Raw genomic sequence first — 25,062 nt, 5'->3', positions numbered from 1 at the left:
GGGTCCGGGAACGGGAAAAGCTCCCTTGGTCCATGCGGACCAAGGGAGCTTTGCATCGGGGCGTTGGCTAGGCGGTAACCTTCGCGCCGACTTCCTGTTCCATTTCGGTGAACTCGGCATCGATGGTCGGGTTCGGGCGGTAGGTTGCCCGGGAAACCAGCCATGCGACAACCAGTGCGGCGATGAAGCCCGGGACGATCTCGTACATGGCCGAGGCCAGCACGTCCACGTTGCCCCAGATGAACACCACGACGGCGCCGGTGACCATGCCGGCGAAACCGCCCACGGCGGTCAGCTTGCGCCAGTACAGGGCCAGCAGGACAACCGGGCCGAAGGCGGCGCCGAAGCCCGCCCACGCGAAGGAGACCAGCTCAAGGATGGAGGAGTTCGGGTTCAGCGCCAGCAGGGCGGCGACGACGGCCACCAGCAGCACGCCGGAGCGGCCCAGCATGACCAGGGCCTTGGGCGAAGCCTTGCGGCCGGTGATGTTGTACAGGTCCTCCACCAGTGCCGAGGAGCAGACGATCAGCTGCGAGGACATGGTGGACATGATGGCCGCCAGCACCGCGGCGAGCACCAGGCCGGCGATCAGCGGGTGGAAGAAGATCTGGCTCAGCAGCAGGAAGACAGTTTCGCTGCTGGCCTTGTCCAGCGGCTGATCGGCGAAGTACGCGACGCCGATGAACGCGGTGGCGATGGCGCCCAGGGTGGTCAGGAACATCCAGCCGATGCCGATGCGCCGTGCGGTCTTCGCCTCGCCCGGGGTGCGCAGCGCCATGAAGCGCACGATGATGTGCGGCTGGCCGAAGTAGCCCAGGCCCCACGCTGCGGTGGAGAAGATGGCCACGGCGGCCAGGATCGCGCTGTTGTCGCTGAAGGTGGAGAACAGGTTGAACGCTTCGGGATTGACTTCGGTGACCTTCGAGGTGATGTCCCCGATGCTGCCGATCTGGATGACTGCCACAATTGGCACGGCAATCAGTGCGGTGAACATCAGCACGCCCTGGACCATATCGGTCAAGGATGCTCCGAGGAAGCCGCCGAACAGGGTGTAGAGCAAGGTGATTCCGGCAACGAAGAACATGCCCGCAAGGTACTGCCAGCCGAAGGAAGCCTCGAAGAACTTGCCTGCAGCCACCATTCCCGAGGATACGTAGAAGGTGAAGAACACCAGGATGATCACCGATGCGCCGATGCGCAGCAGGTGGCTGTTGTCCTTCAGGCGCTTTTCGAAGAAGCTCGGGATGGTGATGGCGTTCTGCGAGATCGCGGTGTAGGAACGCAACCGCGGGGCGACGAACTTCCAGTTCAGCCATGCGCCGATGAGCAGGCCGATGCCGATCCATGCTTCGTGCAGGCCGCCGAGGTAGATGGCGCCGGGCAGGCCCATGAGCAGCCAGCCGGACATGTCGGATGCGCCTGCGGAAAGGGCTGCGACCCACGGCTTCAGGCCGCGGTCGGCCAGCATGTAGTCGTCAATGTTGTTGGTGCGGCGATATGCAATATAGCCGATGCCAAGCATGGCGGCCATGTAAATTGCGATCGCAATCATCTGGAAAGTCTGGTCGGACATTTTTCCTCATTACCGTTTGTGCCTGGGGCTTTTCTCAGCCGCCATAGGCGCGGATTTCTGTGGTGCGAGTCACCACTATGGCACTAATTCTCCGGTTTGTCGCCGGGTGCCATTAGGTCTGTGATCATTCTGTTATCTACTCGACCGTATCGAAGTCTGCAGGGGTAGCCAAAATCGCGGAGTTGCTTGCATCACTCATTCCGGGCTGTGCGTGCAGCGATTTGCGCACCGCGCGGATGGCCGGGGACTGGGTGGAGGAATGCCGCATGGCGGTGAAGATGGTGCGCTCCGGAGAGCCGGGCAGATCCACCGTGCGCAGGCTGCTGCGCTGGTCGCGCAGGACCAGCTCCGGGAGCATCGCCACGGCGTTGCCTGAAGCGACTAACTGCACGTGAGCCTGCAAATCAGCGGTTTCGTAGCGCAGGTCCGGCTCGAACCCTGCAAGCCGGCATGCCTGCAGGGCCCAGTGCCGGCTGGCGGCACCTGCGGGTTCCACCACCCAGGGCAGGGAGTTGGCATGCTCCAAGGTGTGCACCCGGTCGAATTCCGCATTTCCGGCCGCGCCCCGTGCCGGCAAGGCCAGACGGATCGGATCGTGAGTCAGAACACGCCGATCGAGGTTGTCGTAGTGCGGCGCGGAATGCCCCGAGTACTGCTCCGCAACCACCAAATCGAAACTTCGGCTGCTGGTTTCATTCAGCGCGTCGGCTGGTTCCTGCTGGCTCATTTCCACCCGCAGATTGGGGTGCCTGGTGCGCAGTTCGCGCAGTACCGGCGGCATGAGCCGGAGCATGGCCGTCTGGAAAACCGCTAGCCGGACGGTTCCGGACACCGTGGACATGGCCGCGGACAGGTCCGCTTCGGCGCGTTCCATGGAATCGAGCAGCTCTTCGGTGTGGGCCACCAGGATCTGGGCCTGCGGGGTGAGCTTGAGGGTGCGTCCGGTGCGCCGCAGCAGCTCCACCCCGGTTTCGGTTTCCAGCTGGCTCAGCTGCTGCGACACGGAGGAGGGGGAGTAGCTCAGCGCATCGGCCACCTCGGCAATGGTTCCGCGGATATGCAATTCGCGAAGCAAGCGCAATCTTCTCAGTTCAAGCACGGTTTTCCCGCCATTCAGTTAATGGAGACTCACGGAGTCCAAATACTTCGGCAAAACCGAACGAACATCTTCGGCTTTGTTCACTTTTGCTTAAGACAATATAGGTTCATACTCGATCTTGCACACAGCTTTTCTTATCGGCCCTCTGGCAGCAGCGGGCCACCGGATTAGCCATAACGACATCAGCGTTCGGTGCCGAACCACAAGTACGAATTGCATCGAAGGGACCACCAGTGTCTTTCACCTCCACCCAGCACGTAGTGCCAGCCGCACTAGATGCCGACGGCAACCCGCTCACCTCGCCGGCCGAACTCGCTGACGACGTCATCAAGCTGGTTCGCCGCTGGCTCACCGAAGCTTCCGAATACCCCGTAGATGCCGCCGCCGCCCGCCTGGCCGGAGTGCTCAAGGACCCCAAGGGCCTGGACTTCACCGTAGGCTTCGTCGATGGCGTGATCCGCCCCGAAGACCTGAACGTCGCGGCAGCCAACCTCAAGGCGCTGGCCCCGATGGTTCCAGGCTTCCTGCCCTGGTACATGCGCAAGGCCGTCGCAGTTGGCGGCGCCATGGCCCCAATCGTGCCGCAGGTAGTTGTCCCCATCGCCCGCAAGGTCTTGCGCGAGATGGTCGGCCACCTGATCATTGACGCCTCGGATGCCAAGCTGGGCGGCGCGATCTCCAAGATCAAGCGCGAGGGCGTGGATCTGAACGTCAACCTGCTCGGCGAAGCCATCCTCGGCGAAGGCGAAGCGGCCCGCCGTCTTGATGGCACCACCAAGTTGCTGGAACGCGATGACGTGGACTACGTGTCGATCAAGGTCTCCTCCACCGTCGCCCCGCATAACCACTGGGCGTTCGATGAAGCCGTGGAGCACATCGTGGAAAAGCTGCAGCCACTGTATGAGCTGGCTGCCAACAGCCCGAAGAAGAAGTTCATCAACCTGGACATGGAAGAGTACAAGGACCTGGAGCTGACCATCGCGGTCTTCACCAAGATCCTGTCCAAGCCCGAATTCAAGGACCTGCCCGCCGGCATCGTGCTGCAGGCCTACCTGCCAGATGCCCTGGGCGCGATGATCCAGCTCCAGGAATTCTCCTCGGCCCGCGTGGCCGAAGGCGGCGCACCGATCAAGGTCCGCGTGGTCAAGGGCGCCAACTTGCCAATGGAAACCATGGAAGCGGACATCCACGGCTGGCCGCTGGCCACCTGGCACACCAAGCAGGACTCCGACACCAGCTACAAGTCCGTGCTGGAATACGCGCTGCGTCCGGAACACGTGAAGAACATCCGCATCGGCATCGCCGGGCATAACCTCTTTGATGTCGCGCTGGCTTGGCTGCTGGCCAAATCGCGCAACGCCACCGACGGCATCGAATTCGAAATGCTGCTGGGCATGGCCACCGGCCAGGCCGAAGCGGTGCGCAAGGATGTCGGCTCGCTGCTGCTCTACACCCCGGTGGTGCACCCGCAGGAATTCGACGTGGCCATCGCCTACCTGATCCGCCGCCTCGAAGAGGGCGCCAGCCAGGAAAACTTCATGTCCGCAGTCTTCGAGCTGGCCATGAACGAGGCCTTGTTCGAACGCGAGAAGAACCGCTTCCTCGCATCCCTGGAAGCCATGTCCAACGTGGTCCCTGCCCCGCATCGCGTGCAGAACCGCCAGGTCCAGGATCCGTCGCTGAGCACCCGCGTGGCCGGTTTCGCCGACGGCTCCACCGAATTCTTCAACACCCCGGATACCGACCCGGACCTGAACCAGAACCGTGCCTGGGGACGCGAGATCCTGGCCAAGATGCAGGCTTCGCCGCTGGGCAAGGAACTGGTCAAGAACAACACCCTGAACAGCGCCGGCGAACTCGACGAGTCCATCGCCATGGGCGTGGATGCCGCCGCCGGCTGGCAGCAGCTGGGCTCGGCCCAGCGCGCGCAGATCCTGCACCGTGCCGGCCTGCTCTTCGAGGAGCGCCGCGCCACCTTGCTCGAGGTCCTGGGCTCCGAATGCGGCAAGACCATTGACCAGGGCGATGTGGAGATTTCCGAGGCCATCGACTTCGCGCACTACTACGCGGAACTGGGCCGCGAACTGGATGCCGTGGATGGCGCGAAGTTCGTCCCGTCGAAGCTGACCGTGGTCACCCCGCCATGGAACTTCCCGATGGCGATCCCAGCCGGTTCCACCCTCTCGGCACTGGCCGCCGGTTCCTCGGTGATCATCAAGCCTGCCAGCCAGGCCGCCCGCGTGGGAGCCGTCATGGTGCAGTGCCTGTGGGATGCCGGCGTGCCCAAGGACGTGCTGCAGCTGGTCTTCGTGGGCGATCGCTCCCTGGGCCAGCAGCTGGTCTCCGATGAGCGCGTGGACCGCCTGATCCTCACCGGCGGCTACGAGACCGCCGAACTGTTCCGCTCCTTCCGCAAGGACCTGCCGCTGCTGGCTGAGACCTCCGGCAAGAACGCCATCATCGTCACCCCGAACGCCGACCTGGATCTGGCTGCGCGCGACGTTGTGCAGTCGGCCTTCGGCCACGCCGGCCAGAAGTGCTCGGCAGCATCGCTGGTGGTGCTGGTGGGCTCGGTGGCTGAATCCCGCCGCTTCAACAACCAGCTGATCGATGCGGTGAAGTCGCTGAAGGTCGGCTACCCGTGGAACCCCGAATCCCAGATGGGCCCATTGATCGGCGAGCCGGGCGAAAAGCTCAAGCGCGGCCTGACCACCCTGGGCGCCGGCGAGCGTTGGGCCATTGAGCCGAAGCAGCTCGATGACTCGGGCAAGCTCTACTCGCCGGGCGTGCGCTACGATGTGGCCCGCGGCAGCGAATACCACAAGACCGAATACTTCGGCCCGATTCTCGGCGTGATGACCGCCAAGACCCTGGAAGAAGCCGTGGAGATCGTCAACGAGGTGGACTACGGCCTGACCTCGGGCCTGCACTCGCTGGATTCGGCGGAGATGGGCTACTGGCTGGAGAACATCCAGGCGGGCAACATCTACGCCAACCGCGGCATCACCGGTGCCATCGTGCAGCGCCAGCCGTTTGGCGGCTGGAAGAAATCGGCCATCGGCGCAGGCACCAAGGCGGGCGGCCCGAACTACCTGGTCGGCATGGGCTCCTGGGTGGACGCCCCCGCCACGCAGGGCGCAGCGCTCTCGGCATTCGACCAGCGCCTGCTGAACACCGCAGAACTGGATTCGGAGCAGGCGCAGTGGCTGGGCTCGGCACTGGCCAGCGACAAGCTGTGGTGGAACAACGAGTTCAACCAGGCCAAGGACCGCTCGGGGCTGATCGCCGAGCGCAACATCTTCCGCTACCGCGCGGTTGACGTGACCGTGCGCTTCGAAGAAGCCACCAGCGGCCACGGACTGGCCGAGGCGCTGCGCGTCATTGCCGCCGGTGTCACCGCAGGTTCCCGGGTGATCTTCTCCGCTGACGTGCAGCTGCCCCTGGGCGTGCGCAACCTGTTGGCCGAGAACTCGGTCACCGTGGTGCGCGAAGACGCTGCTGCTTTCGCCGCCCGTGCTGCGAAGCTGGCTGCGAAGACCGGTCCGGAGTCCGCTGCCCGCATCCGCCTGATCGGCGGTTCGATGAAGGCTGTCGCCGAGGCAGCCAACGGCAAGCCGGATGTGGCCATCTACGCCTCGCCGGTGACCGCTGCCGGACGGGTGGAGATGCTTCCGTTCCTGCATGAGCAGGCGGTATCCATTACCGCTCACCGCTTCGGCACCCCGAATCACCTCAGTGATTCGCTGATCTAGCAGGCAAGCGCATAGAGCAGTGGCCAGCATCCATTCATTTGGATGCTGGCCACTGCTTTATGTTGGAAAGCTCTTTACTTCTTGCGTACCTTGAATTTGGCGACCAGAATATCCGCGGTGGCGGAGAGGACCGCCGGAAGAATGTAGCGCGCCAAGGTCACCAGGGTGAAGGCGAGTACGGATCCGCTGGCCGAACCAGCCACGGACAGTGCCGCAAATCCCAGGCCGACCGCCGAGAGCAGGCCGACGATCCAGCCAGCGAGCTTGCGGGGACGCAAGACGAACCAGCCAACCAGCGAAAGCACCGGCAGGAGCAGGCCCCAGACGGTGAAGTAGCCGGTGTACATTCCCTGCAGATCAAGCGCGGTGACCAGGAACCAATCGCCGTACTCCACGGTGTCCAGGACCGGCAGCTTCAGCAAGATGTCCAGGACCAGCGACAGCAGGACGAGCAGCATCGCGAAGACCTTGGTGTCCTTGCGCGCTTCGAGCAACCAGAAGCTGCCGATGGCCACGAGCCTGATCACCCATAACGCGATCAGGGAGAGCAGGCTGCCGCCGGTGACATAGTCGGCGGTGGACAGCAGCGTGGATCCGGTGATGCCGGCGATCAGCACCAGCCAAACAATGATCAGGCGGGCCGGCAGATGCAACAGTGGTTTTTCTTCGCTCACTTAGCCAAGTCTAATGAAACTGGCTGTGCAATCCCTTTTCCTGTTCTTGGCAGGCCGGCTCAGACCTCGAGCTTCAGTGCCTTGCGAACGGTCAGCGCGCCACCGGTGTGCATCACTGCCCTGCCGTAGATCTTCTCGGCAAACAGCAGCACGAGCCAGCAGGCAGCCAGGAGAATTGCCAACGAAAGAATCGGCTCCCAGATAGCTACCTCGCCGGAGAGCAGGCGGCTAGGCATCGCCGCCGAGGAGACGATGGGAATGTACGAAGCGACCACCAGGAAGCTGCCCTTGGCATACAACCCGATGAACAGCACCGCCATCAGGAGACCCACCACGGGCCCGCTGGATTGCTGCAGATCCTCGGTACGGGTAGCCAAGGAGCCCAAAGCTGCCCAGATCCCGGCCAGAAGCAGGAAACCGCCGAAGAAGAACACCACGAACCACCCGGCCACCTGGGTGACAACTCCGAGGAACGGGATTTGGATCGGGGAAATGTAGGCAGCCAGCAAGCCAATGCTGAGGAAGGCCAGGAGCTGGATCATTGCGAGAACGACATTCCCGATGATTTTTCCTGCCAGCAGCTGGCGCAGCCGGATGGTGCTGGCCAGGATCTCGACCACGCGGTTCTGCTTCTCCTCGATGACCGAGTTGGCGATGGGCATGCCGAAGAGGAATGCGGCCATGTAGAAGAGGAATGAGAAGACCAGCGCCATGGCACTGGCCATCGCGGCCCGTTCGGAATCGCCATGAAGCTGATCGAGTATGAGGTCTTCGTTATCGGGCAGGCTAGCCGATTCCAGTCCGGCCTCGGCCAGCAGCTGATCGGTCTTCACCGTTTTCATTGCCTCGCGGACCAGGGAACTGAGCTCTTGGTCGACCGCGTTGAAACCGGTCAGCGTGAATTCCTGCGCATCGGCCGAACCGGACAAGGTCGCGTTCAGCCGCTCAGCGGATAGCTGCTGCTCCGCCTGTTCAGGAGCGAGCCTGGAAATGCTCAGTTCCACGTCTTCGGGGCGATCCTGGATCACCTGCTCCAGCACCCGGAAACTGGCATCATCGGTGGCCGCCACGGCGAAATTCGACGTGCGATTGGCGAGGAATCCGGTAACGGCGACCGATCCGATGATGAATAGCAAGGTCACGATGGTGCTGATGATGAAAGCTTTGTCGCGCAGCTTGGTTTCGACTTCGCGCAAGGCGACAATGAGCCATGGAGCCGTAGTGGTGTTCACTTGATGATCTCCCGGTAGATGTCGGCCAGCGAAGGGCGATGGACTGCGAACTCTGCGACGGGCCCGCGGCTCATGGCGGTGGCGAGCACGCGTTGGGCATCGGATTCGGAATCGAAATTCACCAATGCGTCATGGCCTGAAATATCGATAACGGTAACCCCCGGTTCATTGCGCAGCCAGCCCGTGTCGGAGCCCAGGGACAACCGGTGCCGGGATGCCTGCGTCGCACGGAGCCCGGCTGCCGATGAATTGGCCAGGATCCTGCCGTCCTGGATGATCACCAGATGGTCCACCAGCACATCGAGCAGATCCAGCTGATGCGAAGAGAAGAGCACCGGTACGCCACGCGCCGCATAGTCGCGCAGGATGGAGCTCATTGCGTCCACCGCGATCGGGTCAAGTCCGCTGAAAGGCTCGTCGAGGATGAGCACGTCGGGTTCGTGCAGCAGTGCTGCGGTGACTTGAACGCGTTGCTGGTTGCCCAGGGACAGGGATTCGAGTTTCGACTTGGCGCGGTCAGCCAAACCGAAACGGGCCAGCAGTTCCATGGCCCGTTTGCGTGCTCCGGTGCGGGACAGGCCATGGAGCTGTCCGAGGTAGACCAGCTGGTCAATGACCGGCTGCTTGGGATACAGGCCGCGTTCCTCGGGCATGTAGCCGAAGTTGGGGCGGGTGGCTCCATCGAGCGGGCGGCCGTTGAGCGAAACAGAACCGGAATCGGCGCTGAGCAATCCCATGATGATGCGCATGGTGGTGGTCTTGCCGGCACCGTTGGCACCGACGAATCCGGTGAGCGCGCCGCCAGGTACGGTGAAGCTGATGTCATCGAGCACCAAATTCTGTGCAAATGACCGTGACACATGGTGTAGCTCAAGCATGTTTTCCTCTGCCAAGTATTGTTTCTACTCATCAGCTTAGGAAACGAAGCAGCATTTGCGCTCCGTCTGGAGAATGAAACTATTGGATGAGTCCGGCGCGGTGGGCAAATAGCACGCCCTGCACCCGGTCGCGCAGGTGCAGCTTCGCCAACAGGTTCGACAGGTGGGTTTTCACCGTGGCTTCCGACAGGGAGAGCACTGCGGCGATTTCCTGGTTGTTCTTGCCCTGGGCCAGTTCGCAGAGTACCTGGCGTTCGCGTTCGGTGAGTTTTTCCAGCTGCTGGGCCTCGGTAGTTGCCGCTGCCGAATCCGCGGCAGGGACCGCGCCGGTGCCACGCTGGATGAGCTTGAGCGTGACTTCGGGGGAGAGCAGCCCGTGGCCGGCGGCCACCTGGTGCACGGCGGCCACCAGCATTTCAGGCTCTGCATTCTTCAGCAGGAACCCGCTGGCCCCGGCATCCATGGCCTCGAAGAGGTAGTCGTCGCGGTTGAAGGTGGTCAGCACAATGACCTTGGTCTGGGTGGTGCTGGCGATGAGCTTCGTGGCTTCGATGCCGTCCATCTGCGGCATTTGGATATCCATCAGCGCCACCGTGGGGTTCAGCTCGCGAACCATTTCCAGGCCCGCTTGGCCGTTGCCTGCCGTGCCGATGACCTGGATCTGCGGATCGGTTTGCAAGATCAGTTTCAGCGACGAGAGGATCAGCGACTGGTCATCGCAGATCACCACGGTAATTTTGCTCATGTTGCCAGTCTAGTTGCCGCGTCGGATACCACGCGCAACCGGGCCCGGGTACGCCAGCCGTGCGGAATGCGCGGGCCGATTTCCACCAGCCCGTGATGCAGCTTGGCGCGTTCGCGAATGCCACGCAGGCCGTAGCCGCCACCGGCGGAGTCCGGCCGGGGACGGCCGCTGTCGGTGACCTCGACTTCTATCCATGCGCCATCGGCATCGGTTCCCGAACGCAGCGACAAGGTAGCTGTGCGGGCCGTGGAATGCGCACGGACATTGGCCAAGGCTTCGCCGCTGATGCGGTAGAGCGCGAGCGACAGGCCTGCCGGCAGGGAGGAAATGAAGCCGGGCTGGTGTTCATCGCGGGAGATCTGGATGCTCAGTCCCTGGCGTTCATTGGCTGCGATCAGCTCATCGAGCTGCGCCATGGAGGGTTCGGGGTTCCGTGCCCCCTCAGCGCTGTTCGGCGAATCCTCCGGTCCGCCATGTTCGCGCAATACGCCCAGCAGTGCCCGCGTTTCGCTGACTGCACTGCGTGCCGAGGACTCGATGCCGCGCATCAGTTCGATGGACTGCTGGGGATCGCGCTCATGCACCATGCGGGCGGCCGAAGCCTGGATTCCCACCGAGGCAATGTGGTGGGCAATGACATCGTGCAGCTCGCGGGCGATGCGCAGCCGTTCCTCGTTGACCGCACGGTCTGCCAGCTGCTGGGACTGGTCGGCAATGCGCTGGGCCTGGGTTTCCACTATTTGGCTGGCGTAGGCATTGGTCCAGCTGACCATGCCCAGGAAGATCGCGCCGCCGAAGTACAGCAGGTTCATCAGCAGGTTGTAGAAGATGAAGGCCGTTGACGTCGGCAGCACGCCTGCTGGATCCTCGACCATGGAAGTTCCGGTGGCCGTGAGCAAGTCGGAGGTGAAGAAGGTGACGATCACCCAGGTGGCCATGAACAGCAGCACCACGCTCATCGCTATCCACAGTCCCCGGCGGTTCTTCGACCACGTGACCGCGGTGTAGATGCCGATGAAGTAGGCCAGCTGCGCGCAGAGCTCCATGCCGACTTGGTAGGTATTTTCACTTCCGGCGCCCACGAACGCAGCCGAACCGATGAGCATCATGGTGATGGGCCAGCGCCGGCGGAACATCAGCGGCACGATCAGGGACACAAGCACGAGATAGGCGAGAAGAGGATCGGGCGCGTTCTCTTGCTCGGTCAGGGAGAGCAGCAGTTCGTGCATGGCCAGCGCCAGCAGAAGAAAGCCCGAAGCGACGATAATGTCGCGGCGCAAGCTCTTCTTATCCGGAGACGGACGTTCCCAATCCACCGGAGGCAGCGTGGGGAGCCTCCGGTGCACTAGCTCGGGGAGTCGGTACATGGTGTTCCTTGATCATCTCGTTGGCCAGGCATTGGAAACGACTTTACCGGTCTGCGGTTTTCCGGGCATGAGCCTGGAGGCTTACCCCTGGCGTTGAGCCGGGAGGAAATGCGCTAGGCAGAAAGGTTACTAGGCAGTAATGTGATGGTATGCACATGATTTTCCGAATCCTCATGGTTTACCTGAACAGCAAGAAGGCTTCCAAGCTGTCCATGTTCGACACCAGCTCAGTGGGCATGCGTGCCACGCTGACCGATATCGACTTTGCCGGCCACATCAACAACGGCATGTACTTCTCGATCTTCGATCTCGGACGCTTCGACTTGATGTTCCGTTCCGGCGTCTGGGACATCATGTCCAGGAATAAATGGGTTCCGGTCGTGCAGACCGAGACCATCACCTTCCGCAAGTCGGTCCGCCTGGGAACCAAGTTCTCCCAGGAAACCCGGCTGATCGGCATGGACGACAAGTGCATCTTCTTCGAGCAGCGCATCGTCGTGAAGGGCGAAATCTACGCTCGCGCCTATGTCGCCACCCGGATGACCTCGAAAAAGGGTGCGGTTTCCAACGAGGAGATCCTGGCAGCGGTCGGCTTGGAGCTGCCAGCAGACATGGTGCTGCCCGAGTGGCTGCACCAGTGGCGCCAGGACGGAGCGCTGCCCAGCACCCGCAAGCCGGCCCCGCACAATTGGATCCGCTGAATTAATTCACTCGCGCAATTCCTGCTGAACGGCGCCGGGGGACTCAACGAGCGGGATTCGGCGAAGCCTTGGCCGCATCAATGAACATGGCGATCAGCTCGGGATCCTTGACTCCGCGCGATGATTCGACGCCGGAGGAGACATCGGCGCCGAAAGCGCTGGACGCAGCCAAGGCATCAGCGACATTCTGCGGGGACAGTCCGCCGGCCACCAGCCAGCGCCGCCCAGCGGCCAGATCCTTCACTGCCGCATAATCCCAGCTTTCGCCGCTGCCGGGGACCGAGGCGTCAATGAGCAGCAGATCTTCGCCCCAATCGGCAAACTGCTCTTCCGGGTCATCGCGCCGCACCGCGCGGATGACCTTGAACCCGGCCTCATGGGCGGTGCTCACATCCTTTGCCGTGCGCTGCCCGTGCAGCTGCACCCAACTCACGCCGGCGTCCGCCGCAAGCTGAAGCACCGTCTGGATCTCTTCGCCGCGGAATACCGCCACGGTGGCAATGCCTGCGGGAACCGCCTCCACCAATGCGGCGGCGCGCTGCGCGGAAATTTCCCGGGCACTGGGCGTGAGCACGAACCCGATGGCATCAGCACCATGGGCCGCAGCGATTTGCACGTCCTGGGCCGTGGACAAGCCGCACACTTTGACGAAGGGCTTTGCTGCACTCACTTGGCGTTCTCCTTGGCCATATGGATTGGGGTGTAACCGCCAGGCGCGTTGGCGCGGATGGCCAGCAAGTCGCGGGCGTGATTCCACAGCCGCTTGTCCTCCCCGGTGACGGGCACCCAGGGCTTGACCGGAACAGCGGTGCCGGTTTCATCGCGGGTCACCATCACGGTCAGGCAGTAGGTCGTCAGCTGCATTTCCCGGGTCTTCGGATCGCCAGAGCGCACATGCACCGCAACGTGCATTCCCTTGTTCCCGGTGTAGACCAGGCGCGCCTCGACCTCCACCAGGTGGCCGATCAGCAGCGGGCGGTAGAAACGCACGCCGCCGGAGAACACTGCAACGGTTTCCTGCTGGCAGTAGCGGGCCGCGCACAGCTCAGCGGCATCGTCAATCCACTTCATCACGATGCCGCCGTGGACCTTGCCGCCCCAGTTCACATCGGTGGGCGCCGCCAAAAAGCGCAGCGTCACGCGTTCGGCGGTTCCCTCATCGGTGTATACCTGTTCGTTCATGGACGCGACGATCTGCTCGCGGATCTCAATGCGCGCCAACGCATTCTCGCGCATGGCGATTTCCCGGGCCGTCCCCGGGGTGAATGCCGGAACCGGGGTTGGCTTGCCATTCTCGCCGACGGCTACGAAGATCACCAGGCAGCTGCTGGACTTCACCGGACGCAATTCGCGCGGATCGCTGAAGGACACCTCGGTATGGATGTGCATGGAGCTGGTTCCGGTGTACACCACCGAAGCGGTCACTTCCACCAGATCTCCGGAGTGGATCGGGTCTTCGAAGTGGATATTGCCTACATAGGCGGTGACGCAATAGCTGGAGGACCATCCCACCGCCGCAGCGTAGGCGGCCTTGTCGACCCACTCCAGAACGGTGCCCGCAGGAACAATCCCGGTGACATCGACGTCGGTCGGTGCCGCGAGGAATCGCAAGGTGACAGAATGCGGACGTTGTTTCAGCTCCGGGGTGCTCATGCACTCCAGTTTCGCGCACATCGCGCATCACGGGCAATGTATGACGCCTCGCGGCCCAGCCTTGCCGGCAAGTCCCACGGCGCGGAACTGCCGGTGGGCTCTGCCCTAGGATAGGAGGGTGCGTAGGGTCTTTGGAATATTTTCGGCTGCAACAGCCATCGTGGTGGCACTGAGCCTCAGTGCCGCGGCCGGTACCGCCGGCTTGGTGATCGTCGTGGGCCAAGGCCTGGATGAACTCATGGCCCATCGCCCGCTGGGCACCCAATGGTATGCCAGCGCCTTCGGCGAACTGCTGATCATGGCGGTTGCCACCTTCTTGATCCCGGTGGTGATCTCGCGCAACAGCCTCGACCTGACCGAGTACCACCGCACGAAGCTGCTCAAGCACTATCTGTCCATCGGCCCGCTGGCGGTGCGCGCCTCCGGCGACGGGGAGCTGCTCCATGCGGCGATGGACTCGGTGGAACGGTCCGTGAAATACCGTTCCAGCTTCATCGGCCCGGCCATCTCCGCGGTAGCCACCCCGGTATTGATCCTGTGCTTCATCGCCTTTGCCATCGACCCGCTCAGCGCACTGGTGCTGCTGGTTCCCACCGCGCTGGTCCCGGTCATCGTCCTAGGCTTCCAGCGGCGCTTCGGCTCCTCGAACGGCGAGTACCGCCGAGCCCAGGGCATCCTCTCGGCGACCTTCCTGGACGCACTGCGCTCGCTGGGCATGCTCAAGCTCAACGGCGGCAGCCGGTGGATGGGATCGCGCATCGAGCAGGCCACCGAACGCGTACGCCAGCAAGTGATGAAGCTGCTGGCCCGCAACCAGCTGATCTTGCTGGTCATCGATTCCAGCTTCGCCGTGCTGCTGCTCGCCAGTGCCGCCCTGCTGGCCTGGTGGCGCGCCAGCTCCGGGGCCATCACCCCGGGTTCTGCCCTGTCCCTGGTGATCCTGAGCTTCCTGATGCTCGCCCCGGTCAACTACGTCGGCAGCTTCTTCTACATCGGGATGACCGGAAAGGCCGCCGAGAAGAAACTGGCCGAAGTCGCCGACATCCCCATGCACCGCTCCATGGCCAACCCGCTGCACGTGGACCTGCGCCACCGCGATCTGATCCTGGAAGAAGTCAGCGCCAGCTACGACAGCGGGCACCACGCGCTGGACAAAATTTCCTGGCATTTCCCGGCCGGTTCGCGTACTGCCATCATCGGCCCCTCGGGCAGCGGCAAGACGACGCTGCTGCGCGTGCTCCAGGGCCAGCTCGAAGCTTCCTCCGGCACCATCCGCGATGCCCGGCAAGCCATGGGCCCGGCAACCTTGAAGGCCAATACCGCCGTGGTGGAACAGCACGCCACGCTCTTCGGCATGAGCCTGCGCGAGAACCTCCTGCTCGGTGCGCCCCAGGCTGCCGACGGCGAACTGCTCCTGGCGCTGCGCCAGGTCGGCATGGGAGCGTGGTTCGAGGCGCAACCCGGGGGATTGGCGCAACGCCTGGGCGAGGGCGGGGCACGGCTTTCTGGCGGCCAGGCCCAACGCCTGTCGCTGGCCCGCGCCCTGCTGGCGCAGCGTCCCGTGCTGCTGCTCGATGAGCCCACCAGCGCCTTGGACGTCCAGACCGAAGCGGACGTGCTGGGGACCCTGCGCTCCTTGGACCGCAGCACCACGGTCATCACCGTCACCCACCGGCTGGGGTTGCTGGCCGACTACGACTATGTGCTGGTCATGGACCACGGGCAGCTCATCCAGGCCGGACGCCGTGACGAGCTGCTGGCCGCCGACGGCTATCTCAAGGAAGCCATGGACGGATTCCGCCAACGCGCTGATGCGCTGCACGCCAGTGGCCGGAGCCAGCTGGGGGAGGGGAACTAATGCGCACGCAGAAAATCTCCACCATCAAAACCGTCGCCTGGCTGATTGGCAGCACCAAGGACCTGCTCCCGCCGTTGCTGCTGGCCTGCGTGCTGGCCTGCGCCACTCGCCTGGCTTCGCTGGGGATCTACGCCGTGGCCGGGTTCGGCCTGGCCAAGGCCTTGCACCTGGGCGGTGCGCAGCTGCCTATGGACCTTGGGTGGGGAGCGCTGATCGCCGTGGCCATCCTGCTGGGGCTGGCCAAGGGCGCGGTGCGCTACCTGGAGCAGTATGTAGGGCACCGGGTGGCCTTCCTGTCCCTGGCGCGGCTGCGCAACCGCATGTACCAGGCATTTGAACGCCAAGCGCCCTTTGCCGCGGACAGCAAGAATTCCGGCGGCATGCTCGCCAAGGCCACCAGCGACATCGACAAGGTCGAAGTGTTCTTCGCCCATACCCTGCCCCCGGCGGTGGCGGCAGTGGCAGTCAGCGGCTTGGCAACCTGGGGAACCTGGGCCGTATTCGGCATGCAACCGGCCCTCGTGCTGCTCGCCGGCTATGTGCTGGTCGGGCTGGCCATCCCGGCCATTGGCGTTGGCGCCCTGCGCCGTACCGCGCGGGCCACCGCCAGTGCTCGCGGCACCCAGAACCAGCTGCTGGCCGACGCGCTGGCCGGCATCGACGTGATTCACGGATTCAATGCCGGCAAACCCGTCATGGCGCGGATGCGCGAAAGCCTGCACGAAAGCCGGCAAGCGGCGCGCTCGGCCGGAACCGTGAGCGCGGTACGGGCCACGCTGACCCAGCTGGTGGTCTGGGGCAGCCTGCTCGCGCTCTTTGTCCTGCTGGGAACTACCGGGCAGTTCGGCACGCTGATTGTGCTGTGCTGTGCCTTGGTCCCTTCCTATGAAGCGGTGCGCGCGGTAGACGGGTTCATCCTGGGCCTGCAGGATTCGCTGGCCAGCGCTCGCCGGCTGTACGCCACCGCGATAACCAGCCATCCGGTTTCCGAACCCGCCAACCCGGTTCCCCTTCCTGCTTCCGGCACCTTGCGCGTGGCGGATCTGTCGGTTGACTTCGAGGGCCATCGGGTAGTTCGCGGCGTGGATTTCGAACTGGAACCAGGCTCCCTGCTCGCACTGGTGGGCGAAAGCGGCTCCGGCAAATCCTCGGTCGCGGCAGCCCTGGTGCGCTCGGTGGAAGCTGCCGGCACCGCCAGCTTCGGCGATGTGCCGCTGGAGGCCGCAAGCTTGGCGCAGCTGCGCACCCGGATCATCCTGGTCTCCCAAGAGGCGGTGATGATCCGCGGCACGCTGCGCGAGAACCTCTTGCTGGGTGCGGACGGGATCAGCGACGCCGAGATGGAGCAGGTCCTCGATGAACTGGGAATGGGTTCCTGGCTGCGCCAGCAGAAAGCCGGATTGCAGACCCGGTTGGGGGATCGCTTTGCCCGGCTTTCCGGTGGCCAGCGCCAACGCGTGGCCCTGGCCCGGGCGCTGCTGCGCAACCCCGCGGTATTGATCCTCGATGAATCCACCAGCGCCCTGGATGCACGCAGCGAGCAGCTGGTCCTGGAAGCAGTGGAACGCCGCCGCGGTGAAGGGATGGCGGTGCTGATGATCAGCCACCGGCTATCGATCCTGTCCCGGGCGCAGAACGTGCTGGTGCTCCATGAAGGAGCGGTGCTGGAACGCGGTGCGGCGCCAGCGCTATTGGCCGATGGGCAATCCTTGTTCTCCCGCATGGCCGTGCGTGAAGCGGACCGGATTTTGCCGAGCTGATCCACGCCCCGCCCAATGGATGGAACTGACAAGGCAGCGGGGAGGCACTAGGCTCGCATCATGATGCGAATAGTGGTTCTCCTGTTCCTGGCTGTCCTATTCACTGGCTTCGTGGTGACCGCAATCCTTGCCGGCACCTCCGGGGAATGGGTGTGGTGGATCCTCGTCGTGCTCACCGGTTTGCTGGTGCTTCTGGGCATCAGGGACCTGCTGCAAAAGAAGCATGCGATCCTGCGTAACTTCCCGATTGTCGGGCACGCCCGCTACCTCTTCGAATTCATCCGCCCCGAGATCCAGCAGTATTTCATTGAGCGCAATACCGACGGCCGTCCCTTCAACCGCGACACCCGCTCGCTGATCTATGCGCGGGCCAAGGGTGCCGATAGCCATAAGGCTTTCGGCACGGAGCTGAATGTCAATGAAGTCGGCCACGAATACCTGCTGCATTCGGCAGCTCCGGTGGCCCCGGTGCCATCGCAGCACCGCGTACGGGTGGGGTCCAGCCAGTGCTCGCAGCCCTATGAGATTTCGCTGATGAATATCTCCTCGATGAGCTTCGGCTCGCTTTCTGCCAACGCCGTGCTGGCGATGAACAAGGGCGCCGCGATGGGCGAATTCGTCCATGAAACCGGTGAGGGCGGGCTGACCAAGTACCACCTGGAATACGGGGCCGACCTGTTCTGGGAAATCGGTTCAGGCTACTTCGGCTGCCGTACCGAGCAGGGCCGCTTCAACCCCGAAACCTTCGCTGCCAAGGCGAACCATGAAAAAGTCAAGGGCATCACCATCAAGCTCTCCCAGGGCGCCAAGCCCGGGCTCGGCGGCGTGCTGCCGGCGGCCAAGGTCACCGCGGAAATCTCCGAGGCCCGCGATGTCCCGATGGGCGTGGACTGCATTTCACCGGCCAGCCACGCAGAATTCTCCACCCCGCGCGAATTGATGCACTTCGTAGCGAAGCTTCGCGAACTCTCCGGCGGCAAGCCAGTGGGCATCAAGTTCTGCGTTGGATCCCGCACCGACGTCATGGCCCTGTGCAAGGGCATGCTGGAAACCGGCATCCTGGTGGACTTCATCACCATTGATGGCGCTGAAGGCGGCACCGGAGCTGCGCCGCTGGAATACGAGGACCATGTTGGCGCCCCGCTGACCGAAGGCTTGATGCTGGTGCACAACACCTTGGTGGGTGCCGGACTGCGCGACGAAATCCGCCTCGCCGCGGCAGGCAAGGTCGCCAACGGTTCCGACATCATCAAGCGGCTGATCCAGGGAGCGGATTTCACCTTCTCGGCACGTTCCATGATGATGGCCACCGGCTGCATCCAGGCCCAGCAGTGCCACACCAACCACTGCCCCGTGGGCGTAGCCACGCAGAACAAGCGCCTGATGCGCGCCCTGGATGTGGAAGACAAGGGCCACCGTGTCTACAACTACCATCGCTTGACCGTCACCGAATGCGCGCAGATCATGGCATCGATGGGACTGACCAGCCCGGAGCAGCTGAACACCCGGATGCTGCGCCGCCGGGTGAACCTGCAGTCCACTCGCTCCTACGCCTCGCTGTTCCAGTGGTTGCGTCCCGGCGAGCTGCTCGAGGATATTCCAGGTTCCTGGAAGGAAGACTGGGATGAAGCAGACGCGGACCATTTCGGCGAGCACGCACCGCTGGACTACGCGGCGCCCAAGAGCGTGGATATCACCCCGTCGGTGGTTCGCGAACCAGCCGATGCAGTGAACGCACCGCGCATCGAGCCCAGGGATTCAGCCAAGGTGCGCCCGGTGCATGCAGATGTCACCCGGCCAGAAGGCAAGCCGGGAGCTGACAGCTAGCCTTCAGAATCAGCAGCCAGAGACCGCAAGGCCTCGTGGTCCACTTCCTCCAGCGAAGCCGGAATCCACGTGGGGTTGCGGTCTTTGTCGATGACCTGGGCACGGATGCCCTCGGCAAGATCGGCCCGGTGCATCAGGTAGCGGGCCAGGCGCAGTTCGCGGTCCAGGGCCGAACGCAGGTCCTGTTCTTCGCGTGCAGCCCGCACGTTGTAGAACGCGCTGGCTACGCTGGTTGGGGAATTCGCTGCCAGCATCTGCGCGGCACGCTGCGCCGAAGGATGGACCATCTGCTCCAAGCGTGCCAAGACTTCCTGCGGGGTGGCGGCACTGAAAGCATGATCGATCCAGCCGCGGTCCAGTTCCCAGGCGAAGGACTCGGGCGCACCGTGCATGACTTCGATAGCAGCCGCGATCTCTCCGGCATTCAGCCCCGCGAGCTCATCGAGCTCATCGAGGATGTTCTGGGCGAAGTCCTCGGTGACAACGGCATCGGCAAAACCGAGAAGTACGGCATCGGCACCGGTGAAGGACTGCGCACTCATTGCAAAGAACTCGCCGAAGTGGCCCGGCGCGCTGGCCAGCAGGTGGCTGCCTCCCACATCCGGGGTGTAGCCGATCTTCGCTTCGGGCATTCCCATGGTGGCGTTCGCGGTCACCAGGCGCACCGGTGCGTGCGAGGCCAAGCCGATGCCCCCACCCATGGTGATGCCATGGGCCAAGGTGATCAGGGGCTTGGGATAGGTGGAGATCAGGTAATCCAGTTCGAATTCTCTGGCGAGCAGATCGACGAAGTCCTGATGGCGTCCGGTGGTGACTGCTGCGTGGAAATCGGCGATATCTCCGCCGGCACAGAAGGCGCGTTCGCCGCGGCCGGTGAGCAGCACCAGCGAAATCGACGGGTCCACGGCCCACGCACGCAGCACCCGGCCCAGCTCGGTGAGCATTTCCAGGGTCAACGCATTGAGCTTGCTGGCACGGTTCAGCTCGATATGGCCGATTGGGCCATGCACGGCCGAGATGACTACGCGATCGCTGGAAGATGCAGGGTTCTGGTTCTCCACCGGGACATTCCTCTTTCTTGGGACGGATGCAGGCACCCGTGGCGCCGCGGCGCAACGAATCAGCGGGAGAGCACCTGGGCGAGCCGGTCCAATACCAGCGCGGCCTTCGGCTTCTTGGAATTCTCCGGTTTCAACGCGAAGATGGAGCGGGCCAGGCGAATCTCGGGGGCATCAACTATGCGGATGCCTTCCGGAGCGTTGGCCATGGCCAGATCGGGAACCAGGGCGGCGCCCAGTCCCGAGGAAACCAGGCTCAGCGAGGCATTGAAGTCGTCGCAGTAGGCAGCCACCTGCGGGTGGATGTTGTAGGAAGAGAACAAGCGCGAAATCAAGGTGGCATCCGAGGTGCCCGGGTGGTGGAAGATCCATGGCCATTCGGCCAACTGGTCCACGGTCAGCTGGGCGTCTTCAGCGATGGGCCAGGACGCCGGGATCACTACCCGGAACTGGTCATCGCCCAACCAGGTGCGCTCCAGGGACGCTGGCCACGACAGTCCGCCGGGTCCCACCTGGAAGATCAGTGCGAGATCGAGGTCGCCGCCGGTGCCAAGGCCTGCGACAGTTTGCTGGGGTTCACCGATCCACAAGCGCAGGTTGATGCCCAAGGAGGACCAATCCGGTGCCTTGAGGATCTGCGGCAGCGCGTAGGTCGCCAGCGAGGGGAAGATGCCAAGCTTGATTTCCTCAAGGTCGGTAGCTTCGGTGGAGATGGTGGCGACGTCTGCCATGAGGGCGTCGAGGTCGGTCAGCACCCGTTTGGCATGGCGCACCATGCGCAGGGCGCCTGGCGTCGGGGTGATGGAGCGTGCGCCGCGCAGGAACAGCGTGGTACCGGTGCTTCGCTCCAACGCTGTCATCTGCTGGGAGACAGCGCTGGCCGTGTAGCCCAAGCGGGTTGCGGCCGTGGCAAAGGAACGATGCGCCACCACTTCGAGCAATGTGCGCAGATGAACTGGATTAATCACTTCTAAAGTCTATGGCCTTTAGCCAAAGATTTGCTTAGCCCACGGCCTAGAGTTCGTCCTCAAGGTCAACAAGCTCTGTGCTTTCCTCGTCGTCGTCATCGTCTGCGGCGAATTCGTTGTCGAGCTGGTCTTCGGTTTCCAGATCATCGTCGTAGAGGTAATTGCGCTGTGCCAGCGGGTCGAGGTTGCGCATGGTTTCCGGCATGTCGCTTGAGCCCTCATAAGCCTGGGAATCGCGTCCGTCATCCGGTTCGTAGATGTCGTTGCCGAACTCCGGCGCAAATTCTGTGGTGTCGAAATCCTTCGTCATTGCGTACTCCTTCGTCGAATACGAGGGATCCGCCGGAAGCCGGGGATTTACCTCGTGACTTCTCGTATCACCAGAGTAGGACGCTGCTCCGGGAAACGAAAGACTTGTTTTCTGCAGCTGACAGTGAATGACTTCTCAGTGGTCATGTTCGGCATAGTGCTCCAGCAGGGGAGCGGCACGGTAGGCCAGGTGCGTATGGAGCGCGAAGGTTGTTTCCGAACGGGTGACGCCCTTGACGCGCAGGATCTGTCGCAGTGCTGATTGCAGCTGGTGGGTGTCGGTGGCGATGAGCCGCACCCAGAGATCGCCACGTCCGGAGGTCTCGTGGATTTCCAGCACGCTGGGGATCTGGCGCAGCGCAGTGACCACGGTATCCAGATCGCGGTGGTTCACTTCCAACGTCACGAAGGCCAGGACGTCGTAGCCGAGCTTGCTCAGATCGATGTCGCGGCCGCCGTCGCGAAGGATTTCGGCACGCTGCAAACGACGCAATCGCGACTGCGCTGTGTTGCGCGCAACACCGACCTCATCTGCGAGTTCAGAGATTTGGATGCGGGGATCCTTGATCAGTGCGAGCAGCACTTTCAGGTCTACATCGTCTAATCGCACTATATGCTCACTCCGGGTTATCTGCGGGGACAAAATTTTGAACAATCTGCTCAAATGCTAGCAAGAAATCTCTCTCGTTGCTTCCAGCAGGCGGATATTAGTGAGTGAACGCTCTGTTGTAGTAGACAAACGCAAGCAGAACGCTCAACTAACCGGTGGGGCAGCGAGTGGCCCCACCGGTAAAAACTCTTTCTGGGCATTCTTCGTGCCCAGCTGGTCTGGACCACTTTGATCCCGGGAGTGAATTTGTCGGTTATCAGCGAGCTGCGCATGCAGCCAATGAACCATCGCGTACTCTCCTGGAACCCCGGGCTGACCGCTCGACTGGTGATCACCGTGTCCGTCAGTTTCCTGCTGCTGGTCGGCGCCAACCTGGCCACCCCGCTGTATCCGGCACTCCAATCCGAATTGCACCTTGGCGCCATGGGAACCACCGTGGCCTTTGCCAGCTACGTCTGTTCGCTGATGCTCTTCCTTTCCACCGTGGGGCATTGGTCGGATCATATCGGACGCCGGGCGGCGCTGGTGATCGCGGTCGTTGTTTCCTTCGCTGGAACCCTGGTCTTCGGATCGGCCGGCAACCTTCTGGAACTGTGCCTTGGCCGTGGTTTGCAGGGCGCCGGTGTCGCGCTGGCTACCGGTGCTAGCGCCGCGGCCCTGCGTGAACTTCTTCCTGCGCGGCCTGCGTGGGCTTCGCGCTTCACCCTCTTGGCCTCATCGGGCGGTGTCGCCTTCGGACCGGTCTTGGGCGGGCTGCTGGCTCATCTGCCTGGCGGGCGCACTACCGTGTTCATGGTGCAGGCGTTCTTGCTGCTGCTGGTCCTGGTCCCATTGAGCACACTGCAGGCCCGTCCGGCCATTGCGCTGGCTGAGCGCGGACAGCGAAGCAAGGCCCTGGCCCCACGCCGCTTGGGCGTCCCCAGTTCGGCCCGGGCACCGTTCTGGCTCGCTGCCCTCGTTGGCTTCTTGAGCTTCGCCATCTTCGGCTTCGTGCTGTCCTTGGCACCGGGCTACTTCGCCCAGGCCTTCGGCCTGGATTCGGTGCTGGTCATTGGCCTGATTGCCGGCCTGCCATTGGGCATATCCGCCCTGTCGCAGCTGGTCGTGCGCGGCGGCAAGGCCTTGCTGCCTATCGGTCTGGGATTGATGGCGGCCTCCACCGTAGTGCTGGCCGTAGCTGCCGAGCATCGCCAGCTGGCATGGGCCATCGCGGCATTGGTTTTCGTGGGCCTGGGCCAGGGCATGGCTTTCCGCACTGCCTTCGCTCAAGCGGTGGACGCGGTCAACGACAAGCAGCACGCCCAAACCGTGTCCACCATATACCTGGTGACCTACCTGGGCAGTGCTGTCCCAGTCATCGCGCTGGGCTGGGCCGTCGGGGTCTTCGGGCAGCAGCAAAGCATCCTGGTCTTCTCCATCGGCTGCGCCGTGGTGGCGGCAGTGCTAGCCGTCTGGGCACTGGCAGGACTGCGCAAAGCACGCTAGAACCGGGCGTACTGTGGAGGCATGACTAGTCCTCTTCCAGCGCCTGCTAGCCGCGGCGCACAGTGGGCCGTGGCTGCACGCATCTACATTCCTGCACTGTGGCTCGGCCTGATCATCGGCATTTCATTCATCGAGGCACCACTGAAATTCACCGCACCCGGAATCACCATTCCTCTGGGACTGGGCATTGGACGCCGCGTCTTCTTCGCCATGAACATGGTCGAGATCATCTTCTTCATTGCCCTGGTGGCCGGTTCGGCCAAGCGCGCTGCCGGCAAGGCCTGGGGCTGGGGCGTAGGGCTGGTCGGCCTATTGCTGCTGATTAAAACCGCAGCGATCCGCCCGGGCCTCTCTGCGCGTACCGATGCGGTGCTTGCAGGAGTCTCCGATGGCGGATCGCTATGGCATTACGCCTATATTGGCGTGGAATTCTGCTTGACCCTCGCTTTGGTTGCGCTGCTGCTGATGGCAGCCAAGCGCTGGATCAGAATTACCGGGCGCTAGCCAGCTGGCAGGCCTCGGCGGTAATCATCACCGATTCGAGTCGAGCGTGCTCCTCGGTGGGGTAATGGATGGTGATCAGTTCATCTGCCTGCGCTGCCGAGGCGAAGTGGCGCAGGTATTCGGCAACCTGTTCTCCGGTGCCCACCGCGGTGTAGCGCATCATGTCCAGGATCTGCTGCGCCTGCGGGGTATCCATGAGCATATCGATCTCCGCTTCGGTGAATTCCTTCTTCGCGGAACGGCCGATGAAGCTTGCCACGCGATGGCGCTTGGCAACGTCCAGCAGTTCATGCGCTCGTTCAGCCGTTTCCGCAGCCAGCACGCCTACGCCGGCAATGACATACGGTTCAGCCAGTTGCTCTGAGGGGGTGAACTCCTCGCGGTAGATGCGGATCGCTTCATGCAGCGCAGCCGGTGCGAAATGCGAGGCGAAGGAATACGGCAGTCCCAGCTGGGCGGCGAGCTTGGCACCGAAGAGCGAGGAACCCAGGATGTACAGCGGAACGTTGGTTCCTGCTCCCGGGGTCGCCTGAACGGTAGGAACCCTGGATTCGCCGGCGAGATAGGCCTGCAGCTCCAGCACATCGTGCGGGAAGGAATCGGCGGCCGACGGGTCGCGGCGCAAGGCACGCAGGGTGGTCATGTCGGTACCCGGTGCACGGCCCAAGCCCAAATCGATGCGGTCGCCGTAGATTTCGGCCAGCGTGCCGAACTGCTCGGCGATCACCAGAGGGGAGTGGTTCGGCAGCATGATGCCGCCTGAGCCGAGGCGAATCTTCTCGGTGTGGTGGGCTATGTGGCTGATCAGCAACGAGGTCGCGCTGGAAGCAATGGTGGGCATATTGTGGTGTTCCGCGTACCAGACGCGTTCATACCCATGGCGTTCTGCAGTTTGCGCCAAGCGGACGGAGGACTTGAAAGAGTCGGAAATAGTTGTTCCGGGTTCAACCGGAGCAAGATCCAGAATAGATAGCTTCACACTGGGTACAACCGGTGGCGTACGGGAAGT

Annotated in this window: 21 protein-coding genes; 7 read left to right on the top strand and 14 right to left on the bottom strand. The window is 63.1% G+C overall.

Features of this window, described 5'->3' with window-relative positions; translation table 11 throughout:
• Positions 1 to 67: 67 nt before the first annotated feature.
• Together putP and AAZQ98_RS00170 are read right to left on the bottom strand one after the other, a co-directional pair.
• Positions 68 to 1,573: a sodium/proline symporter PutP gene (putP, locus tag AAZQ98_RS00175; RefSeq protein WP_434689010.1), complete on the bottom strand. Its 1,506-nt coding sequence runs from the start codon at positions 1,571 to 1,573 to the stop codon at positions 68 to 70.
• Between the two features lie 136 nt (positions 1,574 to 1,709).
• Positions 1,710 to 2,672 (bottom strand): LysR family transcriptional regulator, encoded by a 963-nt coding sequence (locus tag AAZQ98_RS00170; RefSeq protein ID WP_359192602.1) that lies wholly within the window; start codon positions 2,670 to 2,672, stop codon positions 1,710 to 1,712.
• 233 nt (positions 2,673 to 2,905) lie between these two features.
• Between AAZQ98_RS00170 and AAZQ98_RS00165 the strand changes: the two genes are divergently transcribed.
• The gene (locus AAZQ98_RS00165; protein ID WP_434689009.1) at positions 2,906 to 6,424 is read left to right on the top strand and encodes a proline dehydrogenase family protein; all 3,519 of its coding nucleotides are present in this window, start codon (positions 2,906 to 2,908) and stop codon (positions 6,422 to 6,424) included.
• Positions 6,425 to 6,498: 74 nt separating this feature from the next.
• Here the strand turns inward: AAZQ98_RS00165 and AAZQ98_RS00160 are convergent, their stop codons facing one another.
• From AAZQ98_RS00160 to AAZQ98_RS00140, 5 genes are all read right to left on the bottom strand, one after another.
• Complete coding sequence (locus AAZQ98_RS00160; protein WP_434689008.1) at positions 6,499 to 7,098, bottom strand: hypothetical protein; 600 nt, start codon at positions 7,096 to 7,098, stop codon at positions 6,499 to 6,501.
• Between the two features lie 59 nt (positions 7,099 to 7,157).
• Complete coding sequence (locus AAZQ98_RS00155) at positions 7,158 to 8,330, bottom strand: ABC transporter permease (protein WP_434689007.1); 1,173 nt, start codon at positions 8,328 to 8,330, stop codon at positions 7,158 to 7,160.
• Positions 8,327 to 9,208: an ABC transporter ATP-binding protein gene (locus AAZQ98_RS00150; protein ID WP_434689006.1), complete on the bottom strand. Its 882-nt coding sequence runs from the start codon at positions 9,206 to 9,208 to the stop codon at positions 8,327 to 8,329. Before AAZQ98_RS00150 ends, AAZQ98_RS00155 begins: the two co-directional genes overlap by 4 nt.
• 79 nt (positions 9,209 to 9,287) lie before the next feature.
• Positions 9,288 to 9,953, bottom strand: a complete 666-nt coding sequence (locus AAZQ98_RS00145) for a response regulator (RefSeq protein ID WP_105658871.1) — start codon at positions 9,951 to 9,953, stop codon at positions 9,288 to 9,290.
• A complete protein-coding gene (locus AAZQ98_RS00140) occupies positions 9,950 to 11,320 on the bottom strand; it encodes a sensor histidine kinase (protein ID WP_434689005.1) in 1,371 nt (456 codons plus the stop codon). The genes AAZQ98_RS00145 and AAZQ98_RS00140 overlap by 4 nt, the downstream gene beginning before the upstream one ends.
• A gap of 149 nt (positions 11,321 to 11,469) precedes the next feature.
• Here AAZQ98_RS00140 and AAZQ98_RS00135 point away from each other — a divergent pair, with 149 nt between their 5' ends.
• Complete coding sequence (locus AAZQ98_RS00135; RefSeq protein WP_105658869.1) at positions 11,470 to 12,021, top strand: acyl-CoA thioesterase; 552 nt, start codon at positions 11,470 to 11,472, stop codon at positions 12,019 to 12,021.
• A gap of 43 nt (positions 12,022 to 12,064) precedes the next feature.
• On the opposite strand, the gene AAZQ98_RS00130 is transcribed toward AAZQ98_RS00135, so the two are convergent.
• Both AAZQ98_RS00130 and AAZQ98_RS00125 read right to left on the bottom strand, forming a co-directional pair.
• On the bottom strand, positions 12,065 to 12,691 hold the full coding sequence (locus AAZQ98_RS00130) for a phosphoribosylanthranilate isomerase (RefSeq protein ID WP_434689004.1): 627 nt from the start codon (positions 12,689 to 12,691) through the stop codon (positions 12,065 to 12,067).
• Positions 12,688 to 13,674, bottom strand: a complete 987-nt coding sequence (locus AAZQ98_RS00125; RefSeq protein ID WP_434689003.1) for an acyl-CoA thioesterase — start codon at positions 13,672 to 13,674, stop codon at positions 12,688 to 12,690. Before AAZQ98_RS00125 ends, AAZQ98_RS00130 begins: the two co-directional genes overlap by 4 nt.
• 118 nt (positions 13,675 to 13,792) lie before the next feature.
• Between AAZQ98_RS00125 and AAZQ98_RS00120 the strand changes: the two genes are divergently transcribed.
• Genes AAZQ98_RS00120 through AAZQ98_RS00110 form a run of 3 tightly spaced genes read left to right on the top strand, consistent with a single transcriptional unit; the run spans position 13,793 to position 19,119 of the window.
• A complete protein-coding gene (locus tag AAZQ98_RS00120) occupies positions 13,793 to 15,532 on the top strand; it encodes an ABC transporter ATP-binding protein/permease (protein WP_434689002.1) in 1,740 nt (579 codons plus the stop codon).
• Positions 15,532 to 17,292: an amino acid ABC transporter ATP-binding/permease protein gene (locus AAZQ98_RS00115; RefSeq protein ID WP_434689000.1), complete on the top strand. Its 1,761-nt coding sequence runs from the start codon at positions 15,532 to 15,534 to the stop codon at positions 17,290 to 17,292. The genes AAZQ98_RS00120 and AAZQ98_RS00115 overlap by 1 nt, the downstream gene beginning before the upstream one ends.
• Before the next feature lie 60 nt (positions 17,293 to 17,352).
• Complete coding sequence (locus AAZQ98_RS00110) at positions 17,353 to 19,119, top strand: FMN-binding glutamate synthase family protein (RefSeq protein ID WP_434688998.1); 1,767 nt, start codon at positions 17,353 to 17,355, stop codon at positions 19,117 to 19,119.
• Here AAZQ98_RS00110 and AAZQ98_RS00105 read toward each other — a convergent pair.
• The 4 genes from AAZQ98_RS00105 to AAZQ98_RS00090 form a co-directional block, all read right to left on the bottom strand.
• Positions 19,116 to 20,180: an enoyl-CoA hydratase/isomerase family protein gene (locus tag AAZQ98_RS00105; RefSeq protein WP_434688997.1), complete on the bottom strand. Its 1,065-nt coding sequence runs from the start codon at positions 20,178 to 20,180 to the stop codon at positions 19,116 to 19,118. The two genes, AAZQ98_RS00110 and AAZQ98_RS00105, sit on opposite strands and share 4 nt — an antisense overlap.
• 59 nt (positions 20,181 to 20,239) lie before the next feature.
• On the bottom strand, positions 20,240 to 21,145 hold the full coding sequence (locus AAZQ98_RS00100; RefSeq protein WP_105658862.1) for a LysR family transcriptional regulator: 906 nt from the start codon (positions 21,143 to 21,145) through the stop codon (positions 20,240 to 20,242).
• A gap of 46 nt (positions 21,146 to 21,191) precedes the next feature.
• Entirely contained in the window at positions 21,192 to 21,455 is a 264-nt protein-coding gene (locus AAZQ98_RS00095; RefSeq protein WP_105658861.1) for a hypothetical protein, read from the bottom strand.
• Between the two features lie 135 nt (positions 21,456 to 21,590).
• On the bottom strand, positions 21,591 to 22,067 hold the full coding sequence (locus AAZQ98_RS00090; protein WP_133834920.1) for an Lrp/AsnC family transcriptional regulator: 477 nt from the start codon (positions 22,065 to 22,067) through the stop codon (positions 21,591 to 21,593).
• Positions 22,068 to 22,310: 243 nt separating this feature from the next.
• Between AAZQ98_RS00090 and AAZQ98_RS00085 the strand changes: the two genes are divergently transcribed.
• Positions 22,311 to 23,549 carry an MFS transporter gene (locus tag AAZQ98_RS00085; protein WP_434690082.1) on the top strand — a complete coding sequence of 413 codons (1,239 nt, stop codon included), beginning with the start codon at positions 22,311 to 22,313 and terminating at the stop codon, positions 23,547 to 23,549.
• Positions 23,550 to 23,570: 21 nt separating this feature from the next.
• A complete protein-coding gene (locus AAZQ98_RS00080) occupies positions 23,571 to 24,053 on the top strand; it encodes a hypothetical protein (protein WP_105658860.1) in 483 nt (160 codons plus the stop codon).
• Here the strand turns inward: AAZQ98_RS00080 and AAZQ98_RS00075 are convergent.
• Positions 24,040 to 25,032 (bottom strand): LLM class flavin-dependent oxidoreductase, encoded by a 993-nt coding sequence (locus AAZQ98_RS00075; RefSeq protein ID WP_105658859.1) that lies wholly within the window; start codon positions 25,030 to 25,032, stop codon positions 24,040 to 24,042. The genes AAZQ98_RS00080 and AAZQ98_RS00075 overlap by 14 nt on opposite strands.
• Between the last annotated feature and the right edge of the window lie 30 nt (positions 25,033 to 25,062).

Source organism: Glutamicibacter sp. Je.9.36 (assembly GCF_051129975.1).
Lineage (GTDB): Bacteria > Actinomycetota > Actinomycetes > Actinomycetales > Micrococcaceae > Glutamicibacter.
Note: the sequence above shows the minus strand (reverse complement) of the source record. Positions and strands in the feature narration are given on the sequence as shown.

What these genes read in the sequence shown, in the direction of transcription:
- AAZQ98_RS00140 (WP_434689005.1), bottom strand. Translation starts at nt 11,320, where the DNA reads ATGTACCGACTCCCCGAGCTAGTGCACCGGAGGCTCCCCACGCTGCCT.
- AAZQ98_RS00110 (WP_434688998.1), top strand. Translation starts at nt 17,353, where the DNA reads ATGATGCGAATAGTGGTTCTCCTGTTCCTGGCTGTCCTATTCACTGGC.
- AAZQ98_RS00145 (WP_105658871.1), bottom strand. Translation starts at nt 9,953, where the DNA reads ATGAGCAAAATTACCGTGGTGATCTGCGATGACCAGTCGCTGATCCTC.
- AAZQ98_RS00125 (WP_434689003.1), bottom strand. Translation starts at nt 13,674, where the DNA reads ATGAGCACCCCGGAGCTGAAACAACGTCCGCATTCTGTCACCTTGCGA.
- AAZQ98_RS00115 (WP_434689000.1), top strand. Translation starts at nt 15,532, where the DNA reads ATGCGCACGCAGAAAATCTCCACCATCAAAACCGTCGCCTGGCTGATT.
- AAZQ98_RS00095 (WP_105658861.1), bottom strand. Translation starts at nt 21,455, where the DNA reads ATGACGAAGGATTTCGACACCACAGAATTTGCGCCGGAGTTCGGCAAC.
- AAZQ98_RS00080 (WP_105658860.1), top strand. Translation starts at nt 23,571, where the DNA reads ATGACTAGTCCTCTTCCAGCGCCTGCTAGCCGCGGCGCACAGTGGGCC.
- AAZQ98_RS00135 (WP_105658869.1), top strand. Translation starts at nt 11,470, where the DNA reads ATGCACATGATTTTCCGAATCCTCATGGTTTACCTGAACAGCAAGAAG.
- AAZQ98_RS00150 (WP_434689006.1), bottom strand. Translation starts at nt 9,208, where the DNA reads ATGCTTGAGCTACACCATGTGTCACGGTCATTTGCACAGAATTTGGTG.
- putP (WP_434689010.1), bottom strand. Translation starts at nt 1,573, where the DNA reads ATGTCCGACCAGACTTTCCAGATGATTGCGATCGCAATTTACATGGCC.